Raw genomic sequence first — 22990 nt, 5'->3', positions numbered from 1 at the left:
CCGAAACCTCCTTCCGAATGGCTCCCGCAATGCAATGCAGGAGCCATTTCGCTTTTAATAGATCTCGCGGTTGGTCTTGTATTTGGAGAGCCGTTTCCGCGAGCGGACAATTTTCGAATGGATCCTGTTCTTTTCATCCGGCGTAAGGATGTCATCGGCAAGCGCTTTGTCGATCGTCAGCTCGATGGCATTGCGCTCTTTTTTCAATTTGGCATATTCGTTGGCGGTCAGCTTATGGCTTTTGTACGCGGCTTCAATCTGGCCGTTGAGCTTCCGGAGCTCCGCTTTGAAATTCTGCGAATAGGCACTTGGGGTTATGAGTATGGTAATAAGGCTGGCAAAAAGTAATTTCATGGCTGTAAGGAACGTGTTAATGTGGCTGTTTAAAACTGATGCGAATATAAACCGGCCAGCATAAACAGTGCCAGCCTGGCTTAGTGACTGGTGCAGATAGTGCGCAAGTTTCGGGTTGGCAACCCAGGCGAAGCAGGCCAAATTTGTATCAACAAATTAAAAAATCCAATGGACCAGCAAGCTTATAACTACGACAAAATCGCGAAAGCCATCGAGTACATCGTGGCCAACGCCAAAGAACAGCCGACGCTCAACGAGGTTGCCGACGAGGTCAGCATCAGCCAGTTTCACTTCCAGCGCATGTTTTCGGAATGGGCGGGCGTAAGCCCCAAACGGTTCCTGCAATACATTACGGCGGGATACCTGAAAGACCGGATCAGGGATTCGAACAACCTGGCCGAACTGGCCGAATCGGCCGGGCTTTCCAGCCAAAGCCGCGTATACGACCACTTCATTTCGATTGAGGGAGTGACCCCGCAGGAATACAAAAGTGCCGGCAAGGGACTGGTAATCAGTTACGGATTTCACGAAACTCCCTTTGGAGACTGTTTCATTGCCGCTACTGAGCGGGGGATTTGCGCCATGGCATTCGTGGACGATGCCACGCGTGACTTTCAGCTCATTGAACTAGCCCGCAAATGGCACTACGCCACCATCCGCCCCGACCAGCAACTGACGGCGGGTTATGTGCAGCGCATTTTCAACCCTGCTCAGCAATCGCTCGGAAAGCTACCGTTGCTCGTCCAAGGCACCAATTTTCAGCTGAAAGTATGGGAAGCATTGCTCAGCATCCCGCAGGGGGCCGTGACGACCTACCAGCAAATCGCCGAGCGTATCGGCCACCCGAAAGCCGTCCGCGCCGTAGGTTCGGCTGTGGGCGACAACCCGATCGCCTACATTATCCCCTGCCACCGGGTAATCCGTAAAGAAGGCGTTCTTGGCGAGTACCGATGGGGTAGCTTACGTAAAAAAGCATTGATTGGTTGGGAGGCAGCCCGTCAGGATGAGGAATATTTTGCACAGAAACAGGCTGCATTGAAATAGTACATTAAAAATAAATTGTCACTGTAATGGATTGTACGACAATTTAATAGGCACTTGACAATGCAATTTTTCCGTGTTGGACTGATTATGGATGCATTGTTTCCAAACTATCAACCATAATTAGTACATCAACATGAAAAAGCAACTAATCCTATCACTGGCAGTTTTCGCTCTGATCGTCACCGCGACTTCGGCCAGCTTTGCGCAGTTCTCACTCGGCTTACAAGGCGGGATCGCCAAATCGAATGTGGAAGATTCGAAAACGGTAGCGGGCGGTGGCGTGAACCTTCGTGTATTTGCTTCCCCGCAATTCGCGGTCGGGGTTGCCGGTAAGATCTATGCCGACGGCAGCGACTATAACGTGGCCGGGCAAAAACTGAGCACCACCGGAACACTCACTCCCGTGACCGGTACCGTCGATTATTTCTTCACTGAAGGCGCCATCCGCCCGTACATCGGTGGTGACGCCGGGGTGTATTTCTCGAAGTACAAAGCGAAATGGAATGGTGAAACGGTGCTGGAATCATCGAAGCATAGCAATTTCGGAGCAGCGCCGAGGGCCGGTTTGGTATTCGCATTCGGGAACCTGGGTATTCAGGTGGAGGGTATTTACCACTTTGTGTTCGGTAACAAAAACCATGATTCCGAAACCGGCTCACCTAACAATATTGACTTCGAATCGACCTCGAAATTTGGTGGGGTGAACGTTGGTATCATATTCGGGCTTGGCGGCAAGTAATAGCTGGCAAAGCATTCAAAAGGGAAACGCGCCACATCGGCGCGTTTTTTTGTGGTGTTGGAATCCCGCATTAACTTGCCCGCTCATTTAGCAGGTTCCCATTGGCACAACCATCATCATTTTCAGGACAAATTTGCAACTGGCTGACTTCCATTTCATTCCAGTGCCGTGCTGCGAATGAGCCGGATTGGGCACTGCCGGTTCTGGAAATAGCCGCCAGTGATCGCGTGGTGCTGAAAGTGATACCGGTGGACCTAGCTACCTGGCAGAAAATAAACCAGGAAGGTTTGTTAAACCTGTCAAGCAACTACCTGCAAGCCACTCGCAGCCAGGGGGTTCCGGCAGTGCTACTTTGGGAAGATTACTGGCTGGCCCGGAAAAGCATTGTGCAATCGCGGCTGGCCGCCATGCTCGGCATTTCGGCAAAAATTCCCGCGCGCCTGACGCTCGCACGAAGAATCGACAAGGCCGCGACCGAGCATTTCCTGGAAACTAATCACCTGAACGGCAGCACACTATCGAAGTTTCGTTACGGCCTTTTTTTACCAAAACGATATTATCGCGTATTACCGGAAGGCTTCGTTTTCGACGCGTCGGCCGATGAAATGCTGGTGGCTGTCGCTACTTTCAGCAATGCGCGAATTTTTGAACAAAATGGAAAGCCTTTCCGCTCGCATGAGCTGATCCGGTTCGCGAGCTTGCTGAACACCAATGTGGTGGGCGCGCTGGACAAACTGCTGAACGCATTCATCCGCGAAAAGGCACCGGACGATATCATGACCTACGCCGACCTGGAATGGTCCGACGGCCGGAGCTACAAGCGGCTTGGGTTTGAAGAAAGAGGATATATGCCTCCTCGAAAAGCTCTTGTGGAGCTAGCGGACATGCGCCGGGTGCGTACGCCCGTAGAAACTGGCCAGCCTACCGGAGAATCGCCGGTTGAATACTTAACAGTGTATAATTTGGGCAGCATCAAATACGTGAGGGACATTAAAACGAATGCAAATGAGTCCTGAAACACCGCTATTAATCATTCTGGGCCCGACGGCGTCGGGCAAAACACATCTGGCAACCCGTGTCGCATATGAGATCGGAGGCGAAATCCTCAGCGCTGACTCGCGGCAGGTGTACCGGCAAATGGACATCGGAACGGGCAAGGACCTCGACGAGTACGTGGTGAATGGGGTCCCGGTCCCCTACCACCTGATCAACATCCGCGATGCCGGCGATAAATACAACGTGAATGATTTCCAGCATGATTTCGCGGATTCATACCAACAAACACTTGCCAATGGCCACATTCCGATCGTTTGCGGCGGAACCGGGTTCTATATATATGCATTGCTAAAAGGCCACGCGAATGACACGGTACCGGTGAACGAGTCGCTACGTGCGATATTGGAGTCACTTTCGAACGAGGAGCTTTTGGCAAAATTTCTCAATTCCGACTCCCGTTACCATGCACTGGCGGATATTTCCACACGCAAAAGACTCGTCCGCGCGCTGGAAATCGCCGCTTACCTGAACGAGCATCCTGAAACAGACGTAGACTTTGGGGCAGAATCCGTTACCTATACCGCGCTGCTTTTCGGGCTGAACCCGACCGTCGAAACCCGGCGGGAACGCATTAGCAACAGGCTAATGACCAGGTTAAAGCATGGTTTAATAGAAGAAGTACAAAATCTTTTAAATCAAGGCATTGCACCCGATTCATTGATCTACTATGGTTTGGAGTACAAGTATGTAACCCTGTATCTCACCGGCGCGATGACTTTCGAAGAAATGCGTACCAAACTCGAAACGGAGATCCACCGGTTTGCCAAGCGGCAGATGACCTTTTTCAGGAAAATGGAAAAGGACGGACTGATAATCAACTGGATACCCGACGAGTGGCCCGAAAGCGAGAAAATCCAATTTATAATTGCGCGTTACCGGGAATTTAAAAGCGGTAATGCCGGTAATATGTCAGTGTAAACCAACCAAAAAAACGTCTTTAACTAATGAATCGCAAATGGAGCAGCCTGTTATTGCTGCTGGTACTGAGTGTAACGGATGCATACCTCCTCGCGCATCCGAATCTGATCGGGAAAATCGGTGTGCTGGTGTACAAGCATCACTATATCCGCAATTTTCCAAGAGCGCTGCTCACCGTCATGATCGTGGTGGGCTTATCGCTGGCTATTTGTGAGCTGGTTTACAGATTTACACAAAAGAAGACGGCTATTTTCAGCTATCTCGCTCTGACGGGCATTGCGTTGTTCTGGTTTATGTACGTGTTTGTGACTTTTTCGTCATTTTCCTACCGAATTACGGGCAAGTCGTTCATTTACGGGGCACATTTGTTGCCGGTCATACTGGCGGGGTTGAACCTGAGGTATCTCGTCAAACGGATACTGGCCAGGGAACCGCTTAACGATGCCTTAACAGAAGGAAAAAGTGGCTCAGGAGCAGTCTAGCGGGGCTATAACACCATAATTTGTTGCTCAAACGGCATGAGACAATAGAATATTCTCATAAATCCTTCAAATTGTGTAATATTATTGTTTCCGTCTTGAATTTTCACAAATAAACCACGGATAATAATAGAAAGTACGCGGTTTTTTAGGATATTGCGGCTTGTGTCGGACCGGGAAATGGTTAAACCCGCAGCCATTTAACACAAAATTAACTTGTTGGGCAAGTAAATCGCTGTTAACGAAAAACTTTGGCTTGAATTGACCGATTAGCCTGCCTGTTCATTAACCTTTTTAATTTTATTCTTATTTCTATGTCCCAAATAGCTGAATTGACCCTTGACGGTAAAAAGTACGAGTTCCCGATAATTGAAGGAAGTGAGCAGGAAAAGGCGATAGATATTTCCAAATTGCGCGACCAGACAGGGTATATTACGATTGACCCAGGTTACAAGAATACCGGCGCGACCAAAAGCGCCATTACATTTCTGGACGGTGAAGAAGGCGTACTGAATTACAGAGGTTACTCGATCGAGGACCTGGCCGAAAAATCTTCCTTCCTCGAAGTAGCATACCTGCTCATTTACGGAGAGCTTCCTACCGAAAAACAATTCGCTGAATTTGAACATGAAATCCGCACGCATACGCTCGTAAACGAGGATATGCGCAAGATTTTCGAAGGCTTCCCGGTGAATGCACACCCGATGGGCGTGCTGTCGTCGCTGGTGAGCGCGATGAGCGCTTTCTACCCGGATGCCAACGCGCAGAATTCGGAAGCGGAAACGCAATTGCACATCATCCGGCTACTCGCGAAACTGCCTACGATCGCGACCTGGTCGTACAAAAAATCGCAGGGCCATCCGGTCAATTACCCGCAAAACGAACTCGATTACTGCTCGAACTTCCTGAACATGATGTTCTCGCTGCCCGTAGCGAAATACAACGTGGATCCGGTTGTTTCCGCAGCATTGAATAAACTGCTGATCCTCCACGCCGACCACGAGCAAAACTGCTCTACTTCGACTGTGAGACTGGTAGGATCGTCACACGCCAACATTTTCTCTTCCATTTCTTCGGGTATCAGTGCATTGTGGGGCCCTCTCCACGGCGGTGCCAACCAGGAAGTGATCGAAATGCTCGAAGCGATCAAAGCCGACGGCGGTGATACGCAGAAATACATTAATATGGCGAAAGACAAGAGCAGCGGTTTCCGTCTGTTCGGTTTCGGCCACCGCGTTTACAAAAACTTCGACCCGCGTGCACGCATTATCAAAAAAGCGGCGGACGATGTGCTCAACAAACTCGGCATCAACGATCCTGTGCTCGAAATCGCCCAAAAACTCGAAAAAGCGGCTTTGGAAGACGATTACTTCGTACAACGCAAACTTTACCCGAACGTGGATTTCTATTCAGGTATCATCTACCGCGCGTTGGGTATCCCTACCAACATGTTTACGGTAATGTTCGCGATCGGCCGTCTGCCGGGATGGATCGCACAATGGAAAGAAATGCGCGTGAACAAGGAGCCTATCGGCCGTCCGCGTCAGATCTACACCGGAGCACCGAAGCGGGATTTCGTTCCGATGAGCGAGCGGAAGTAAATTTTAGAGTTCAAACCTTAAAGTGAAAGTTCAGAGTTGAAAGTATAGGTTTATACTTCGGCTCTGAACTTTTCACTTTTGGACTTTAAACTCTGAACTCCGAACGTCTACGGCGAAAGCCGCTCAATCTTCCACCCATCCGGCGTCTTCGTATAAGCTAACCGGTCGTGCAAACGGCTGGGTCTTCCCTGCCAGAATTCGACGTAATCGGGCACTACGCGGTAACCGCCCCAATGCGGCGGACGTGGCACCGGCTGGCCTTCGAAACGGGCTTTTAGTTCCTCCGTTTTTTCTTCCAGAAATTCCCGGTTTGGTATTACCTCGCTTTGCGCCGAGGCCCAGGCGCCGATCTGACTTCCACGGGGCCTTACAGCGAAGTATTCATTCGATTCCTCTTCCGAAGTCTTCTCGATCCTGCCTTCGATACGGACCTGTCTTTCAAGCTCTTTCCAAAAAAACGTCAGCGCAACCTGCGGGTTTGCCTCGATCTCCCGGCCCTTCTTGCTGTCGTAGTTGGTAAAGAAGGAAAAACCCCGATAGTCGAGGTCTTTCAGGAGCACGATCCTGCCTGTCGGGCGGCCTTCGTATACCGTGCTGAGCAGCATCGCATTCGCTTCGCTGATGTCGGCCTCGCGCACGTCATTAAACCATAACCTGAACTGTTTCAGCGGATCTGGATCGAGATCGGCTTCCAGTAGCCCTTTAAGCTGATAATCGTAACGGATATTTGCAATGTTATGATCCATTGGATACTAATATGTTCAATGTTGGGATGCCAAAAGTAGCCATTTCAGAGGAAAGATTATTAGATTTGTAATCTATAAGAGACCGTACGTACGAAACAAGCATCACGATGGCACAAGAACAACAAGAAGGGGTCAAAAGCGAAGAGCAGGACGACCTGGCACCCAAAACGATTGATACCCTTGAAATTGATCTTAACAATGAGTTGACGGAGGAGCACGAGGAAGAAACGCCTGATGTAGATTACAGCCAATTATCTAAGGAGCAGTTGGTTAACTTGTTGGAAAACGAACTGGCAACCGTTCGCGGCGAAGGTGCGACTGCCGCTCAGCTGAAAAAAGCGGAGGCGGTTGCAAAGGGGGTTCGTACGGTGGTAGATCAGATCAAACAAAAGGACCGCGAAGCTGCACTGAAAACGTTTATCGAAGAAACAGGTGGCGAAGACGGGTTCGAATACAAATACGATGCGGATACGCAGAAAATCGACTCGCTGAGCCGTGAAATCCGTGGTCTCAAAAATGCATTCTACCAAAGCCAGGAGAAGGAAAAAGAGAAGAATTTCAACGTAAAAACCGCGCTTCTCGGTCGCCTGCGTGCGCTGGTGGACGAGGAAGGTACACGCGAAACGGACGCTACGGGACTGAAATCGAGCTGGGAGGAATTCAAGAAGATCCAGGAAGAATGGAAAGCTGCGGGCAACGTCTCATCGCCCCATAACGGAACGCTTTGGGCGACGTATAATGCATTGATCGACCGCTATTTCAGCAACCGGAATATCTACTTTGAACTCAAAGAACTCGACCGCCGCCGCAATGCGGAACTGAAAGCAGAGTTGTGCGAGAAAGTGGAAGAACTGGGTAAATCGCTGGAAAGCCGACCGATGACCCGCGAAATCCTGAACGAGGCCAACCATATTTTCGAGGAATACAAACACCTGGGCCCTGCCCCGAAAGAGGACCAGGAAAAACTGTGGCAGCGATTCAAGGAAGCGCTCGATGTGCTTTATGATGCGCAACGCGGCCAGTTTGCCGAGCAGAAGAAATCCATGCAGGAGAACTACGATCAAAAGTTGAAAATCTACGAAGCGATTGTTCCGTTCACTACGTACAACTCGGGAAGTATTAAAGAGTGGAATGCCAAAACCAAAGACATTATGGCATTCCAGGACCAATGGGTGGCTCTGAAAGGCATTATGCCGCGCGAAGAAGGCAAAGAGCTCAGCAAGAAATTCTGGGCTGCGCTGAAAACGTTTTTCAATAACAAAGGCGAGTTCTTCCGCCAGCTGGAAGCCAAACGCGAGCAAAACCTCGACCTGAAAAACCAGCTTTGCGAAGAAGCCGAAGCCGTATTGTCAACCGGCGAAGACAACCCTGCCACCACGCAGAAGGTAATAGAGCTGCAAAAGAAATGGAAAGGCATCGGCCAGGTTCCGGAGAAATTCAAGGACACCATTTACGACCGCTTCAAAAAGGCTTGCGACGCATATTTCGATCAGAAACGTGCCAAAAACCGCGAAGTAGAGGAAGAATTCGAACACAACCTGAAACTGAAAACCGACCTGATCGAGCGCATCGAGGCGGCTGCGAAGGACAAGGACGAATCTTCGCTCAATTTACTGAGCGCATTCAAGTCGGAATGGTCGTCGATAGGCTTTGTGCCCAAGAAGGACATGCAGGCCATTCAGAAGCGATATATCGCGGCTATCAATACTTACGTGAGCGCGATCGGCCAGCTTTCTACCAAAGAGAAAGAGCAAGCCGTACTCGAAAGCGAAGTGGAACTGGTACGCGACGGCGAAAGCAGCCGCAACCTTTACCGCAAGGAAAACGACATCCGCCGCAAGATCACGCAACTCGAAAACGACATTGCGCTTTGGCAGAATAACATCGAATTCTTCGCAAAATCGAAAACTTCCGATCGTTTGAAGGCAGAGTTCGAAAGGAAGATCAATAATGCATTAAGCCAGTTGGACGAACTGAAACACCAACTCACTATTATTCAGGAGGCTATCTAAAACCTGAAAAAAAAGTTGAAAAATTTACTTTGAAAAGGTTGCATTGTATATCCCGCTCGACTACTTTTGCACCATGATAACGGAATAACAAACGGTATCACAAAGAAAAAAGGCCTCCATAGCTCAGCTGGTAGAGCAACTGACTTGTAATCAGTAGGTCGTTGGTTCGATCCCGACTGGGGGCTCTTAACAAAAACACTTAGCAACTTTGCTAGGTGTTTTTTGCTTTAATACCCTTTTTAATCTCACCGGCCCCTACCCGCCAGCGGATCAGTGAGTATCCGGGATCAGTCCGAAAAGTTTCAGGCAACGCTGCACATTCATTTTACCGTCTTAGAGTCTGGCTGGCTTAATTCCCCAAATTATGCAGATTCTAAAACTCTCATTTCGGACAGTACTTGCAATCGTTGCAGGCTTTATAGGTTGTACCCATTCTGTTGACCCGGTTGAAGAAGAATGGGTGTTGCTGATTCAGAATGTAAAAAGACCAGACATTGAAGCCATCAAACGAAAAAGTATAACTCCGGCCGGAGCGTTGGATAAGGTTATTACGGAAGTCGATGGTGAACAATATGCTAATGCCTTCCCCGGCGCCCGACAATACCTTTACGATAGTACCGGAAGGTTGGTTGGTTTTGCAGATCAACTCTTGCCCAAGAACAGCCCCCCTGGATTATGTGATGTGATTTATGAGTATAAGGATGATAAAATTTTCCGGCTGTATTATACGATCAGAGGAGAAGGCTATTGGGCGGATCTGGATTCTGGGCTGAGAATGCTGGAATTTGCTTACGATAGGCACAATAGGATTACAAAAGCATATACATATCACGTCGATGGTAACGGTCTCGCCCGTATGGACGAAGATAATACGTACACGTTGCAATACGACAACGAAGGTCGCCTTACCGAATTGAGAACCACCGGCACTACCTACCTGCGAACGATTTACCAGTATTCCGGTAAAAATTTACACTCATCGATTCTTACCTATAATGAATCCGAAAAAGTATTATCCGAATGCCGATCTGAGTATAAATATGATCACAACGCCAATGGATTGCGAAGCCTGCCAGAAATACCCAAATTGTTCCACCCGGGGCGGCCGCTTTTCGACCAACTGTTTGGAGAAAACAACCTGGTCGCGATGAAGAGTGTGAGCAATTTCTTCTCTGAAAACATGGAAGCGACCGAGTATCATGTGGAATATAAACGCACGTTTGACGAGACGGGGCGCACAATTGAAAAAGTGGCAGACTATAAAGACAACACGCCAACCTCCAAAAGCCGATATTATTACAAATAGGGCGCTCATTCCGTTGCATGGCAGGCTGACCGAGCTCATTGTGGCGGAACTTCCCTTCTGAGCAATCTTTCCAGCTTCTCAACGCGCTCTGCCACCGTCGTATCCCCGCGGATCTCCACGACACGGGGTTTGACTTTCCTCAACCAGTCTTCATGGACCTCCACATTACGACCGGTGAAATCCCTGTCATCGTATTTCGAAGCCCAGTCGTAAAATTCGCGGAAGAGGCGGCTGCGTACCGGGTCGGTGTAAATAATGTCGCCATACCGTTCTATTTCGCGGTTTACGAGGCGCTGCATTCTGACTTCCTTCGGGACATACAGAAAAACCACCAGATCGAACATCGATAGCCATTCGTCTCCCCAACTGATAAGGGATCCGCCAATGATGTAGCTATCGCTCCCTGAAACGGCCTCTCGCAGCATCCTGCTCCGTGTAGGCGCATCCCTGCGCAACGTGTAAGGCACATCCGAACGCTCCCAGAAAAAATCGTCGGTATCGAAATAGGGAATTTTTAACCTTTCGGACAGTGCATTTCCCAGGGTAGTGGAACCCGCACAGGAGGCACCCATAATGTGAATTTTCATAGCCAATTATATACAATCGGCTGCAAAGTATTTAAAAAGTTATCTCGAAGGTAAATCGGACCGACCGGGCGGCAGCGAAAGGTGCAGCAATGTCATTTTTTTAAAAAATATATTAATCCATAGGCTTTATAGATTACATTGCAGACAGAATTAGGAACAGTCCGGTTTGCCTCATGATCGAATTAAAGAACGTAACCAAGATTTTCAAACAAAAAGACCGGGATGTGACTGCCCTTGCCGGCGTGTCGCTGAAAGTGGAGCGTGGGAAGATTTTCGGCGTGATCGGCACATCGGGCGCGGGCAAAAGTACCCTTATCCGCTGCGTGAACTTGCTCGAAAAACCGACCAGTGGCGAAATACGCATCGACGGAAAAAACCTCACTACCCTACCCGACCGAGAACTGGCACTCGAAAGGCGCCAGATAGGCATGATCTTCCAGCATTTCAACCTGCTTTCTTCGCGCACAGTTTTCGACAACGTCGCATTCCCGCTCGAACTTGATCGTAGGCCGAAACATGAGATCCGTGAACGGGTAACCGAACTTTTGCGATTGGTCGGCTTGGAAGAAAAAGCAGGCGATTATCCTGCAAGCCTTTCGGGCGGGCAGAAACAGCGCGTAGCCATCGCACGAACCCTGGCAAGCAATCCCAAGGTGCTGCTTTGCGATGAGGCTACGAGCGCACTCGATCCGGGTACGACGGCTTCGATCCTCCGGTTACTCAAAGACATTAACCGCCGGCTCCACATTACCATGCTGCTCATTACGCATGAAATGAATGTGGTGAAATCCATTTGCCATGATGTAGCGGTGATCAGCCAGGGGAAGCTGGTGGAAAAAGGGCCTGTAAACACGGTATTTTCTAATCCTAAAACCGAGCTGGCGCGGTCGTTCATCAGTGCGTCGCTGCATGTGGAGATCCCTGAGCATTACCGGCAACGGGTGACGGCTATCAACGAAGGCGGTATGTCGCCACTGCTCCGGCTGCGTCTTACCGGCGATACCGCCGACCAACCCCTGCTTTCCCAGGCCGCGCGGCTTTTCGAAATCGATACCAAGATCATCAGCGCACAAATGGACCATGTCGGCGACAAAAATTTCGGCGTTGTGCTCGTCGAGCTCTCCGGCCGCGCCGGCAATTACCAGAAGGCCATCGATTTTTTCATTTACCATCACATTAAAGTTGAATTATTGGGATATGTCTGATGCCGTAGTATCGCTCCTGGCCGCCGGTCTGGGAGAAACGATCTTTATGACCATTACATCCGGCATTTTCGGTTTTATCCTCGGCCTGCCAACCGGCATTGTCCTGTTTCTGACGCGCCAGGGCCAGGTGCTGGAAAACCGGGTCCTGAACAGCACCATCTCCGTTGTGATCAACGTTTTCAGGGCAATCCCCTTCATTATCCTCATCGTGTGGATGATCCCGTTCACAAGAGCGGTTGTAGGCACATCCATCGGCGTAGGCGCCGCGCTGGTACCGCTAAGCATCGGGGCTGCGCCTTTCATTGCACGAATGGTTGAAAACAGCCTGATAGAGGTGCCCGGCGGGCTGGTGGAAGCTGCGAGGGCCATGGGTGCCACGCCATTCCAGATCGTGTACAAGGTGCTGCTTCCCGAAGCATTGCCGTCGCTCATCAACGTCGCCACGATCACACTCATCACGCTGGTCGGCTACTCGGCCATGGGCGGCGCGGTGGGCGCGGGCGGACTAGGCCAGATTGGCTATCAGTATGGTTACATCGGCTACGACGTCGTAATCATGAACATAGTGCTCCTGCTACTGATCGCATTGGTCTTTGTGATCCAGTTTTTGGGTGACAGGCTCTCCAAACGGGTCGATCACCGGTAATTATTTTTAAACAAATACAAAATGAACTATCGTAAAAACCTGCTCCTGCTACTCGGCTTGGGCGCCGCATTGATCACCGGCTGCAATAAAAAAGCAACCTCGGAAAACGATCCCAATCACATTAAAGTCGGCATTGCCGTCGGCCCCGAGCTCGAAGTCGCGCAGGTGGCGCAGAAGGTGGCAAAAGAGAAATACGGATTGGATGTCGAACTCATTACGTTCAACGATTACGTGGTACCCAACGAAGCATTGAGCCACGGCGATGTGGATGTGAATGCATTTCAGCACAAGCCCTACCTCGACGAGCAGGTGAAGCAGCGCGGCTACAAGCTCGCCATCGTCGGTAATACCTTTGTTTATCCCATCGCCGGATATTCCAGGAAAATCAAAAGCCTCACAGCCCTCCAAGCCGGCAGCACCGTCGTAATCCCCAACGACCCTACCAATGGCGGTCGTTCGTTGCTGTTACTTCAAAAATATGGCCTGGTTAAACTGAAAGAAGGAGTTGGATTGCTCCCCAAAGTAATCGACATCACCGAAAACCCTAAAAACCTCAAAATCCTGGAGCTCGAAGCCCCGCAGCTGCCCAGTACCCTCGACGACGCGAACGTAACCCTGGCGATCATCAACAATAACTTCGCGGGCAAAGCCGGCCTCATTTCCACGCGGGACGGCCTGCTTATCGAAGACAAAAACTCGCCATATGTGAACCTTATCGTAGCACGCGAGGATAACAAGAATGAGGAAAAGGTTAAAAAGTATGTAAAAGCCTATCAGTCGAAAGAGGTGGAGGAAGCAGCCGCGCGGATATTTCAGGGCGGGGCGATCAAGGGGTGGTAGGTTGTCAGTAAAAGAGGGCAAAAGTAAAGTCTGTACAAAACCGTCATCTCCGTTCTATATTTTGAAATGGCCGCTGTCTAACATTGTCCCATGGATTCCGACAACGAACTTTCAATAATGGACATTTCCAACGACACCCGCGTAAATGCTTACAGCCTTGCAGCACTCACCAGGTACTTTCTCAAACTCGGCACCTTCGGCTTTGGCGGTCCTGTCGCCCTGATCGGCTACATGCACCGCGACCTCGTAGAGCAACGGCAATGGATCACCGAAGAAGAATACCGCGAAGGGCTGGCACTTGCCCAGCTCGCTCCCGGCCCTTTGGCCGCCCAGCTGGGCATTTACCTGGGATATGTGCATTACGGGGTCTGGGGAGCGACGCTTACCGGCCTCGCATTCGTGTTGCCATCCTTCATCATGGTCGTCTTGTTAGGGATGGCTTATCAGCAATTCGGCGGGCTACCGTGGATGCAATCCGTGTTCTACGGAGTCGGCTCGGCGGTAATCGGAATCATCGGACTGAGTTGCTACAAGCTGACCATCAAATCGGTCAGTAAACTGGAAGCTTCCGCCATTAAAAGCAAATGGATTTTATGGCTATTCTTCACCGTGATGGCGGTGGTGACTGCCATCACCGAGCGCGAGGAGGTTTGGCTCTTCATCGTGCTGGGCCTGGCCTATATGGTGATCAAAGCACCGCCCAAATGGCTCCAACGAAGCAGTACTCCCCTTTCCGTGTTGCTACTGGCCGGAACGGGCTTCTGGACCGTCGATCCCGGCAAACTCATGCAACTGGCCTTGTTCTTCACTGAAGCCGGCGCATTTGTGTTTGGCAGCGGCCTGGCAATTATTCCTTTTCTGCACGCGGGCGTGGTAAATGAGATGGCCTGGCTCAACGAACAGCAATTCCTGGATTCCGTCGCGGTGGCCATGATTACCCCTGGCCCTGTGGTGATCACCGTCGGGTTCATCGGGTTTCTCGTCTCGGGCTTCGCGGGTGCCGCCGTAGCCGCATTGGGAGTATTTCTGCCATGTTTTGTGTTCACGGTCCTCCCGGCGCCCTATTTCAAAAAAATATCCAAAAACGAGAGCATCAAAGCCTTTGTAGACGGGATCACGGCGAGCGTCGTAGGCGCCTTGGTCGGATCCGTGTTCGTTATCGGAAGCCGGTCTATTGTGGATGTACCTTCCGCGGTGATTGCCGTGGTCACAGCGCTGGCGTTGATTTATATAAAAAGGTTACAGGAGCCGTACATTATCCTCCTAGCTGCGGTAGTTGGGTTTTGTCTGAAAGAGTATTTATTGTAAGATAAGGATAATGCCACAGCTACTGGTGGTAACGTACCGAAATAAAAGTCTATTTATATTATAGATTAAATTGGTTGATTAGTAAAATGGCTAATTTGCGCTGCAAATACCTGTTTTACTTATGTCTGACTCTACCCAATTACCGGCCTCCGCTTGGAAGCCGTATGAAAAAATCCTCTTACGTGCAGCATTGATTTATGCTGTGATCAGTACGATTCCGTTCAACCCCGAGTTTTACCGCCAGGACTTTGACGCCGGCTTTAATGTAAACGACTACCCGTTTCGCTGGCTGGATGTGATTTCACAAAACAAGCCATGGTTTTTCGCGAGCCAGGAGGGTAAAAACTACACCGGATGGATTATCACCATCCTGTTTTGCCTGGCCGCCGGGTTCGGTTGGAACCTGTTCGACCGCCGGCGTAAGGATTTTGAAAGGCTGTATTACTGGTTTTATGTCGCGGCCCGGTACGGGATCATTCTCCGGATGTCGTGGTTTGCGTGGGCGAAGGTATTTCCGGTGCAAATGCCGTTTCCTACCATCAGTCAGCTCAATACCAACCTGGGTGACTTCACGCCGGGCAAGCTGTATTGGCTCACCACCGGGGTTTCCCCGTTTTTTGAAGTGTTCGCAGGCATTTTCGAACTGGTAGCGACAGTATTGCTGCTTTTCCGCCGCACCACTACCCTGGGCGCGCTGATGATGGTGGCGATCCTGCTGCCGATCTGGTTTGTAAACATCGGTTATGATGCCGGTGTAGAGCTTACAAGCCTGCATTTGCTCACCTTGTCGCTGCTGCTGCTCGTCCGTGATAGCCGCAAATTCTACCAGATACTGATTGAGCACCGCGCTGTGGCACTCACATTCGTGCCCGCCCTTCATTTCCGCAGCGAATGGCCGAATCGCCTCAGGATTGCATTTAAATACGGCTTTATATTCTTTTTCGTGCTGTTCAGGGGTTTTAGCTATGGAAAACTCTACGCAAGCGGGAAATCGTTCAAACTTCCGCTCGACGACGGGCTGGCCTCCGCCGCCGGTCTGTACAAAGTCGCCGAATTCCGCCTGAACAACCAGCTGCTGGCCCCCTCGCCCACCGATTCGGTGCGGTGGGAGAATGTGATCTTCGAGAAGTTCAATACCATCAGCATTAAAGTGAACAAGAATTTCCGGCTCGATACGCGCAATGCCGTGCGCACGACCGAATACTACGGCAATATCGGCCGCTATTATTATGGATATAAGGCAGATACGATCAACAAGGTATTCCATTTGCATAATCGCGTCGATACGGCGGCACACATTACGTTGCATTACGAACAGCCAGCACCTGGTCGGTACATATTACGCGGCGTGAATGAGGGCCACGACTCTCTGTTCGTGGTTTTGAACAAAGTAGAAAAGAAATATCCGCTCGAAGAGAAAAGAAAAACCGACGGGTAGGCTGCACTTACTGCCCCGGTTAAGCCAGATACCGTTTTCATCAAACATTTTGTATATGCATTCCCAAAAATTACTTCTCGCGGCGCTGCTGGCCTCAGGCCTGGCCGCCCGCACCAATGCGCAGAACATTACACAACAGCAGCAACCCTTCACGGGCACCGTCGGCAAAACGCTCGCAGAATCGAAGGAAGTGTGGACGAACCCGGTAAAGGCGCCCGCGGGCGCTCCCAACGTGGTGTGGGTGCTACTCGACGACGTCGGTTTCGGGGCCACGAGCACATTCGGCGGGGTAATCCGCACGCCTACTTTCGACAGTCTGGCAAATAACGGCCTGCGTTACACCAACTTCCACACGGCCGCGATATGCGCCCCTACCCGCGCGGCGCTGCTTACGGGCCGTAACCAGCATTCCGTACACGAAGGCGGGTTCTCGCACACGTGGTCGTCGTTCGGCTTCCCCGGCTGGGATGGCCGCATTCCGTCCGACAAAGGTACCATAGCCGAAATCCTGCGTGAGGCCGGCTATAACACTTTCGCGGTTGGGAAATATGGCCTTACACCCGACCAGGATGCATCCGACGCCGGTCCGTTCGACCGCTGGCCATCGGGCAAGGGTTTTGATCATTTCTTCGGGTTCCTGGGTTCGCAGACCGACCAATACAAACCCGACCTCGTGGAGGACAATGCCCACGTAACGCCGGACGGCCGTCATCTCAACGACCAGATTACCGACAAGGCGATCAGCTTCATCGACCGCCAGAAGAAGGCGGCACCCGACAAGCCTTTCTTCCTCTATTACGCGCCTGGCGCGACCCATGCCCCGCACCAGGTAGCAAAGGAATGGAGCGACCCATACAAAGGCCAGTTTGATGGCGGCTGGGACGAGTTCCGGGAAAAGGTATTTGCCCAACAGAAGAAGCAGGGGATCATTCCGGCCAATGTGATCCTGCCCGAGCGTAACCCGAACATCCGCGCATGGGCAAGCCTCTCCGCGGACGAAAAGAAGCTGTATGCCCGCTTTATGGAGGTTTATGCCGGTTATCTCACCTACACCGATCATGAAGTGGGAAGGCTGGTAACCCATCTCAAAAAGATCAATCAGCTCGACAATACACTGATCCTCGTTGTGATCGGTGATAATGGGGCAAGCAAGGAAGGCGCGCTCGGTGGTGTGATCACCAGGTCCTCCGCCGCCGCCATTGCCACACCACTGTCGGAGGCCGAGCAGGTTAAGAACAACCTGGCGCAGATCGACCTGATCGGCACGCCGGAAGGTACAAATGCCAACTATCCGCTTGGCTGGGCGCAAGCTGCCAACACACCATTCAAATACTGGAAGCAGGATGCGCATTCGGAAGGAGGTACCCGCAACCCGCTCATAGCGTTTTATCCCAAAGGCATCACCGATAAGGGCGGTATCCGCACGCAGTACGGCCATGTGATCGATCTGCTGCCGACGACACTCGAAATAGCGGGTATCAAAGCACCGGAAGTGATCAGAGGCATTAAACAGGACACGATCCAGGGCACATCACTGGCCTATTCTCTGAATGACGCCCGCGCAGTTTCCCGCCATAAAACGCAGTATTACTATATCTTCGGTTCACGGTCTATCTACCATGATGGCTGGAAGGCAGGGTTTGCCTATAAGCCAACCTCGGCAGCTACGGGCAATCTTGTGAGCGCGATCAGCGTGGCCAATCCGGATAACAACGACTGGCAGCTTTACAACGTCAACGAAGATTTCAACGAGCGCATCGACCTGGCGAAAAAGAACCCGAAAAAACTGGAAGAGCTGAAAGCGCTCTTTGAAGAACAGGCTAAAAAATACAACATCTACCCCTACATCACATGGGACGATGTCCTCAAACGTCGCCTGCCACAACCAACGCAGCAGCAACAGCCTGCCAGCGGCAAATAAGGGATCATGAGCGGTCCGGGCTACTAGCTGGCCTGGACCGCCTGATTATTCCGATAGACTCGTGGGAAACCGCAACTCGAATATTCTTTCCTGAAACTTCCAGAGGTCATTTTGTTTCACGACAATATCCCTGAAAATTCCGATGGCCTGTAATGCTTGGCCCGTCTCCTTGAAACGGCCGAATTCTGCCAGGTGCGAACGGACCATCGCCCGTGAATCACTCTCCAATTCGATGATTGTACCGGTGGCAAACTGGATGAGGTATTCTGTTTTGGCGACACTTTCGGGGATGCTTTTGCGTATCACTTCTAGCCCTGTAAATTGCAGATTAACTGGGCTCAATGCCCGCCAGACCGCTCCGTTTGCAAATATTTCGGGTAATGCTTCCCAATCGCGGAGATTAATCACATCGGTATACCGCAGTATTAATTGATGTATCCCAATGTAGGCGGCAGGATCGCTTTGAATGCTTAGTATTGAATTGGCTGCGCTCATTTTGCTGTTTTTCCGGTAATGATATCAACCCAATGCACAGCCCTAGCAGACAGTATCCCGAATGATACCTTTGCTGATCTTCAAATTCTCAACAAATGCCCGAAACCAACGAACTGAAATACCTTCGTGACACATTGCACGTCATGGGCGGTAAATGGAAACTACCCATTATGCTCGCGCTGAGCCAGGGTAACCTGCGTTTCAACCAGATCAAAAAGTACATTCCCGGCATTACATCGCGTACGCTCACGCGCGAACTCCGCGAACTCGAAATGAACAAAATCATCATCCGCAAGCCGCATCCTGAGGGCTTCGTCGGCATGGAATACGAGGTGACGGACTACTGCCGGTCCTTTGACCCGGTGATCAGTTCGATGATTGAATGGGGCAAGCGGCACCGGCAGATGATTTGAGCGGTTCGTCCCCAGGTAACAACCATAAAAAGAAACCAACCAGCGCCAGCAAGGCCATATTGGTAACGGTAGCAATGTGGTATGCCGAAATATATGTTGCAGCATCCGGCAACGGGCCGAGACAGGAAAAGAAAATACCCCCTATTACCCCGATTCCCAGCGCAATCGCCGTTTGCTGAAAGGTAGAAAAGGTACCGGAGGCAGCTCCTGCGAGTTCTATGGGAATGTTTTTCAGTGCGACGGCCAACAGCGAGGGCAATACCGAACCACAGCCGGTGCCGTAGGCAAAAAGGATTGGGTAAAGCAGCTGCCGGTCGACTTCCGGGCCATTCAGAACAACAATGTGTAAAGCCAGCGTCACAACCATAATCGCCACGCCAGCTTGCAGTACTTTCTTGCCGAACAAGGGGACCAGCCGTAACGAAACCAGCGAAGCGATCACATAACCCACTCCCTGGAACACAAAGAGCATCCCTGTTTCGGCCGAACTGAATCCAAGCCCTGTTTCAAGCACCATCACGTTGATCAGGAAATAAGAATCCTGGACCATGAAATAGAACAACACGACGGCCATACCGATGTTAAAACCGCGGAAACCGAATAACCGAACGTCCAGCAAGGGCAAGCGGCCTTTCGACCGTTTTCGCTTTTGGTCGCCGATAAAAAGTACCAACAAAATACCTCCGGCGACAAGCATTGCGACACACCACAACGGCCAATTCAGCTCGCGCCCGCGTATGAGCGGGTATATCAGGCATACGAGCGCCCCCGTGAGCAGCATTACGCCCGAATGATCGAATCCGGTACGCTGCCCGCGCCGGTCGGCAGGCAAAAGAAGCAGCGCCATAGGCACTACCAGCAAGCCGATGGGTAAGTTGATGAGAAAAATAAGCCGCCAGCCTTCCAGCAACCCGTGTGTTTCAGGCAGGATGCCTCCCAGAAACTGGCCGATCACCGAGGCACTTCCCGCCACACTCCCGTAAATACCAAGGGCCCTGACCCGCTCCGGGCCGCCCGGAAACAGCTCCTGAATATAGGTAATGCCCTGCGGGATCATCCACGCCGCACCGACGCCCTGGAAAAACCGGGCGACATTCAGTTCCCAGGGCGTTTGCGCAAACCCGCATACCGCCGAGGTTACCACAAACAGTAGCATTGCCACCACGAATACCTTCTTTTTACCAAAATAATCCCCTGCCCGACCGCCTGTTACCAGGAATGCTGCATAGCCCAGCAGGTAGAGCGCAATCACGAGCTGGATGTCGCTGTCAGTGCCGTGAATGCCCGTTTTAATATGCGGAATGGCCACGTTTACGATGAAAATGTCCATCACGGACAGGAATACCGATGACGAAATAATGGCCAGCAAGAGCCATTTTGAAATTTGTAGGTTCATTGCGTTGTTGGATGATCAGGGCGTTCCGAAATGGTCGGTCCGCATTCAAATGCAGCCAAAAATCAGGTGGCCAACGCTCGTAATCAAGTAGTTTATAAGACGATACCAGGTATGGCGAACGATACTATTAATGTAGATCAACCGATTACAAATGAAGATTCTGAATCTGTTTCAGAAAAAAATAATCCGATGAACATTGCGCTCGATATCATTGGCGGGAAATGGAAGCTGATGCTCCTGAACAGGATCCGGGAAGAGTGCCCGATGCGCTTCGGTGTGCTGCGCCGCAAGCTTCCCCACATTACGCAGGCGACGCTTACGGCGCAGCTGAAACAATTGGAAAGGGACGGTATTCTGGTGCGCCAGGCCTATGCAGAGTCACCGCCACGGGTGGAGTACAAGTTGACAGAGATTGGTAAAAGCCTGATCCCCATTATGGATTCACTTTGCGCCTGGGGCGAGGATTACCAGCGGCAAGTCCGGCCCCGGTAAGCGGCACCCGGCAACGCAGTTATTCTCTGACCACGGTTGCTTTTAAGACTTTTCCGGGCGCTTTACGTAAGCTGAGCACCTTGAAAGTCTTCGCGTCCGCATTCACACGGGTGAGTGCATATGCACACGAGCCCGCGAGGACGAGAAACAATGCGTCGATAAAGAAAATGTCGAAAGCGCCCTGCTGCCAGGTGTTCCAGATCCACAGATCGGTCGAAATGCCGTTGGCAATGGGTACGCCCAGGCAAAGAACAGCGGAAAGGATCAAGGTGTGACGGTTCATCCGCGGCAGACTGCGAAGGGCCATCAGGTAAACTCCCAGCACCAGCCAGCTGTAAAAATACGTCCGGTAAATCATCGCCTGATTGACCTGATCGAGCATTTTGACCATAATAAAGGTAAAAGCCGTCACAGGAAGCATGCTCAGACAAGCCGCCAGGAAGAAGTTGCTCGCCCAGAAATTGAACCGGCGTTTGCGGAGTTCGGTAGCGACCTTGTCACGTGCCACGAGCCAGATCATAATGCCAGAAATAATCACCGCGCAGCCCATCAGCCCCAGCAGGAAGAATACGATCCGCAGCGGCTTCCCGCCAAAATCCCCGAAATGCAGGTGATACACTAAGCTCTTCACGGCGTCGATATAATTGCCGTCGGCATTAGGCGATTTTTGTTCCAGCACTTTTCCAGTGGCGATGTCGACAGTCGCAAACCCCGATCCGGCGAAGTTGGTTTCGGCGTTCGGTTTCGCTTCCAGGCTCACCCGCATGCTCTCGTCCATATAGTTGCGGATGTAAATGCGCGAGATCTTGGCATCTTTCCACTCCTTCTGCCATTTGCCCACAAATGCGTCCATGTCGAAGGTGCCGGCCATCGGCTTGTAGGTGTAATCCACTTTGATAGCCTTGTTGTATTGCAGACTTTCGTACAACTTGTCAGAATCGCCGTTGTAAAGCAGGTTGGCAAATGGGACGAGCAACACATAATTCACGATCAGCACCACGCCGGTCACGGCAAATACCAGCTGGAATGGAAAACCAATCACGCCCAAAACGGTATGCATGTCGGTCCAGACGGTCTTCCATTTACTCATCGGCCTGAACACGAAGAAATTGGATTTGATCTTATCCCAATGTAGCATCAAACCGGTAATCAGCGCGAACAGGAAGAGAAATGCAACGATACCCGCCACCAGGTAACCGAACGGCGTGCCGATATTGATACCGACCTGGTTGAGCTGCGCCAGGAAATGCAGGCGGTACAGGAATTCAGCCATATCGTAGCTATCGGAATAATCGCCGGCCTTTTTGTCCGCAAAATGGTAACGAAAATTGGCCGCGTCGTCATCCTTCGTTCTGCCTCGTCCCCTTCTCCTTTCTTCCTTCGCCGGCTTCGGCTTGGGTTTACTGATCGTCGTATCCTGCGAGGCTGTCATATCGACGTACGTGCCCTGGCCCTGGCGCAGCAGGTAAAAGTTGAAGTTACGGCCCCTGAGGTTGTAATGCTTCGAAAGCGAATCGAGCAGATGGTTGTACGGCGGGTCAAACTGATGCCCTACTTCCGACCTCCCCTTTTGCCAGGCAGCAATATCATCTTTGAAAAAAGAAAAGGACCCTGCGAAAAATATGACATACAACAACGCGGCAATGATGATCCCGCTGATGGTATGGGTGTGAAAATAGATATTATACTTCCTAGGATCCATGGTTGAGGTTGAATTTCAGTAGATAAGGCAGCGCAAACACGACAGTCAGGAAAATGTAAAGCCCCCACACACGCCAGACGTTCGTGGCGATGAATGCATAAAGCAGCAGGAAAGCCCAAAGGAGATAGCCCGTAAAACAGGCAGTGATAACGACATTTTCCTTGGGCAGAAAAGCCGCAAAAAACAAATGCAGGCTCATCATAACGGCATATCCGCCGATGCTGCCGGCGAGGATTTTGCTCAGTCGCAGCCAGGGCGATTTGGTCAGGTATTTCTTATTGGCAGGCATAAA

At 51.0% G+C, this 22990-nt stretch carries 23 protein-coding genes and 1 tRNA gene; 17 read left to right on the top strand and 7 right to left on the bottom strand.

Translation table 11 applies throughout. The features are described from left to right. Nucleotides 1–54: 54 nt before the first annotated feature. Nucleotides 55–354 carry a hypothetical protein gene (locus J2Y43_RS18610; protein ID WP_309985443.1) on the bottom strand — a complete coding sequence of 100 codons (300 nt, stop codon included), beginning with the start codon at nucleotides 352–354 and terminating at the stop codon, nucleotides 55–57. Nucleotides 355–522: 168 nt separating this feature from the next. Between J2Y43_RS18610 and J2Y43_RS18605 the strand changes: the two genes are divergently transcribed. From J2Y43_RS18605 to J2Y43_RS18580, 6 genes are all read left to right on the top strand, one after another. Then, nucleotides 523–1398 carry a methylated-DNA--[protein]-cysteine S-methyltransferase gene (locus J2Y43_RS18605; RefSeq protein ID WP_309985441.1) on the top strand — a complete coding sequence of 292 codons (876 nt, stop codon included), beginning with the start codon at nucleotides 523–525 and terminating at the stop codon, nucleotides 1396–1398. A gap of 133 nt (nucleotides 1399–1531) precedes the next feature. Beyond that, complete coding sequence (locus J2Y43_RS18600; protein WP_309985439.1) at nucleotides 1532–2137, top strand: outer membrane beta-barrel protein; 606 nt, start codon at nucleotides 1532–1534, stop codon at nucleotides 2135–2137. A 101-nt stretch (nucleotides 2138–2238) separates the two neighbouring features. Beyond that, nucleotides 2239–3153 carry a hypothetical protein gene (locus J2Y43_RS18595; RefSeq protein WP_309985438.1) on the top strand — a complete coding sequence of 305 codons (915 nt, stop codon included), beginning with the start codon at nucleotides 2239–2241 and terminating at the stop codon, nucleotides 3151–3153. Then, a complete protein-coding gene (gene miaA / locus J2Y43_RS18590) occupies nucleotides 3143–4111 on the top strand; it encodes a tRNA (adenosine(37)-N6)-dimethylallyltransferase MiaA (RefSeq protein WP_309985436.1) in 969 nt (322 codons plus the stop codon). The genes J2Y43_RS18595 and miaA overlap by 11 nt, the downstream gene beginning before the upstream one ends. A 26-nt stretch (nucleotides 4112–4137) precedes the next feature. Continuing rightward, nucleotides 4138–4593, top strand: coding sequence for a hypothetical protein (locus tag J2Y43_RS18585; protein WP_309985434.1), 456 nt, complete (start codon nucleotides 4138–4140; stop codon nucleotides 4591–4593). Nucleotides 4594–4904: 311 nt separating this feature from the next. After that, nucleotides 4905–6191 (top strand): citrate synthase, encoded by a 1287-nt coding sequence (locus tag J2Y43_RS18580; protein WP_106595476.1) that lies wholly within the window; start codon nucleotides 4905–4907, stop codon nucleotides 6189–6191. Between the two features lie 107 nt (nucleotides 6192–6298). On the opposite strand, the gene pdxH is transcribed toward J2Y43_RS18580, so the two are convergent. Next, a complete protein-coding gene (gene pdxH, locus J2Y43_RS18575) occupies nucleotides 6299–6937 on the bottom strand; it encodes a pyridoxamine 5'-phosphate oxidase (RefSeq protein WP_309985432.1) in 639 nt (212 codons plus the stop codon). 107 nt (nucleotides 6938–7044) lie between these two features. Between pdxH and J2Y43_RS18570 the strand changes: the two genes are divergently transcribed. From J2Y43_RS18570 to J2Y43_RS18560, 3 genes are all read left to right on the top strand, one after another. After that, nucleotides 7045–8949 (top strand): DUF349 domain-containing protein, encoded by a 1905-nt coding sequence (locus J2Y43_RS18570; protein ID WP_309985430.1) that lies wholly within the window; start codon nucleotides 7045–7047, stop codon nucleotides 8947–8949. 112 nt (nucleotides 8950–9061) lie between these two features. Next, nucleotides 9062–9134, top strand: a tRNA-Thr gene (locus tag J2Y43_RS18565). Nucleotides 9135–9313: 179 nt separating this feature from the next. Continuing rightward, the gene (locus tag J2Y43_RS18560) at nucleotides 9314–10255 is read left to right on the top strand and encodes a hypothetical protein (RefSeq protein WP_309985428.1); all 942 of its coding nucleotides are present in this window, start codon (nucleotides 9314–9316) and stop codon (nucleotides 10253–10255) included. A 35-nt stretch (nucleotides 10256–10290) separates the two neighbouring features. Here J2Y43_RS18560 and J2Y43_RS18555 read toward each other — a convergent pair whose 3' ends face one another. Further along, the gene (locus J2Y43_RS18555) at nucleotides 10291–10842 is read right to left on the bottom strand and encodes an adenylate kinase (RefSeq protein ID WP_309985426.1); all 552 of its coding nucleotides are present in this window, start codon (nucleotides 10840–10842) and stop codon (nucleotides 10291–10293) included. A 173-nt stretch (nucleotides 10843–11015) separates the two neighbouring features. On the opposite strand from J2Y43_RS18555, the gene metN reads away from it, so the two are divergent. From metN to J2Y43_RS18525, 6 genes are all read left to right on the top strand, one after another. Beyond that, a complete protein-coding gene (gene metN / locus J2Y43_RS18550; RefSeq protein WP_309985425.1) occupies nucleotides 11016–12047 on the top strand; it encodes a methionine ABC transporter ATP-binding protein MetN in 1032 nt (343 codons plus the stop codon). After that, a complete protein-coding gene (gene metI, locus J2Y43_RS18545) occupies nucleotides 12040–12693 on the top strand; it encodes a methionine ABC transporter permease MetI (RefSeq protein ID WP_309985423.1) in 654 nt (217 codons plus the stop codon). Before metN ends, metI begins: the two co-directional genes overlap by 8 nt. Before the next feature lie 21 nt (nucleotides 12694–12714). Continuing rightward, complete coding sequence (gene metQ, locus J2Y43_RS18540) at nucleotides 12715–13533, top strand: methionine ABC transporter substrate-binding lipoprotein MetQ (RefSeq protein ID WP_309985421.1); 819 nt, start codon at nucleotides 12715–12717, stop codon at nucleotides 13531–13533. 90 nt (nucleotides 13534–13623) lie between these two features. Further along, a complete protein-coding gene (locus J2Y43_RS18535; protein WP_309985419.1) occupies nucleotides 13624–14841 on the top strand; it encodes a chromate transporter in 1218 nt (405 codons plus the stop codon). 121 nt (nucleotides 14842–14962) lie between these two features. Further along, complete coding sequence (locus J2Y43_RS18530; protein WP_309985416.1) at nucleotides 14963–16279, top strand: hypothetical protein; 1317 nt, start codon at nucleotides 14963–14965, stop codon at nucleotides 16277–16279. Nucleotides 16280–16334: 55 nt separating this feature from the next. Then, nucleotides 16335–18200, top strand: coding sequence for an arylsulfatase (locus tag J2Y43_RS18525; protein WP_309985413.1), 1866 nt, complete (start codon nucleotides 16335–16337; stop codon nucleotides 18198–18200). Between the two features lie 45 nt (nucleotides 18201–18245). On the opposite strand, the gene J2Y43_RS18520 is transcribed toward J2Y43_RS18525, so the two are convergent. After that, nucleotides 18246–18695: a nuclear transport factor 2 family protein gene (locus tag J2Y43_RS18520; RefSeq protein ID WP_309985411.1), complete on the bottom strand. Its 450-nt coding sequence runs from the start codon at nucleotides 18693–18695 to the stop codon at nucleotides 18246–18248. Nucleotides 18696–18790: 95 nt separating this feature from the next. Between J2Y43_RS18520 and J2Y43_RS18515 the strand changes: the two genes are divergently transcribed. Next, nucleotides 18791–19108 (top strand): helix-turn-helix domain-containing protein, encoded by a 318-nt coding sequence (locus tag J2Y43_RS18515; protein ID WP_309985409.1) that lies wholly within the window; start codon nucleotides 18791–18793, stop codon nucleotides 19106–19108. Here the strand turns inward: J2Y43_RS18515 and J2Y43_RS18510 are convergent. After that, complete coding sequence (locus J2Y43_RS18510) at nucleotides 19062–20504, bottom strand: MFS transporter (RefSeq protein ID WP_309985407.1); 1443 nt, start codon at nucleotides 20502–20504, stop codon at nucleotides 19062–19064. The genes J2Y43_RS18515 and J2Y43_RS18510 overlap by 47 nt on opposite strands. Before the next feature lie 189 nt (nucleotides 20505–20693). On the opposite strand from J2Y43_RS18510, the gene J2Y43_RS18505 reads away from it, so the two are divergent. After that, a complete protein-coding gene (locus J2Y43_RS18505; RefSeq protein ID WP_309985405.1) occupies nucleotides 20694–20996 on the top strand; it encodes a helix-turn-helix domain-containing protein in 303 nt (100 codons plus the stop codon). 19 nt (nucleotides 20997–21015) lie between these two features. On the opposite strand, the gene J2Y43_RS18500 is transcribed toward J2Y43_RS18505, so the two are convergent. Both J2Y43_RS18500 and J2Y43_RS18495 read right to left on the bottom strand, forming a co-directional pair. Then, nucleotides 21016–22698 carry a PepSY-associated TM helix domain-containing protein gene (locus J2Y43_RS18500; protein WP_309985403.1) on the bottom strand — a complete coding sequence of 561 codons (1683 nt, stop codon included), beginning with the start codon at nucleotides 22696–22698 and terminating at the stop codon, nucleotides 21016–21018. Next, a complete protein-coding gene (locus tag J2Y43_RS18495; RefSeq protein ID WP_309985401.1) occupies nucleotides 22688–22987 on the bottom strand; it encodes a hypothetical protein in 300 nt (99 codons plus the stop codon). Before J2Y43_RS18495 ends, J2Y43_RS18500 begins: the two co-directional genes overlap by 11 nt. Nucleotides 22988–22990 lie beyond the last annotated feature (3 nt).

Source organism: Dyadobacter sp. BE31 (assembly GCF_031457695.1).
Taxonomy (GTDB): domain Bacteria; phylum Bacteroidota; class Bacteroidia; order Cytophagales; family Spirosomataceae; genus Dyadobacter.
Note: the sequence above shows the minus strand (reverse complement) of the source record. Positions and strands in the feature narration are given on the sequence as shown.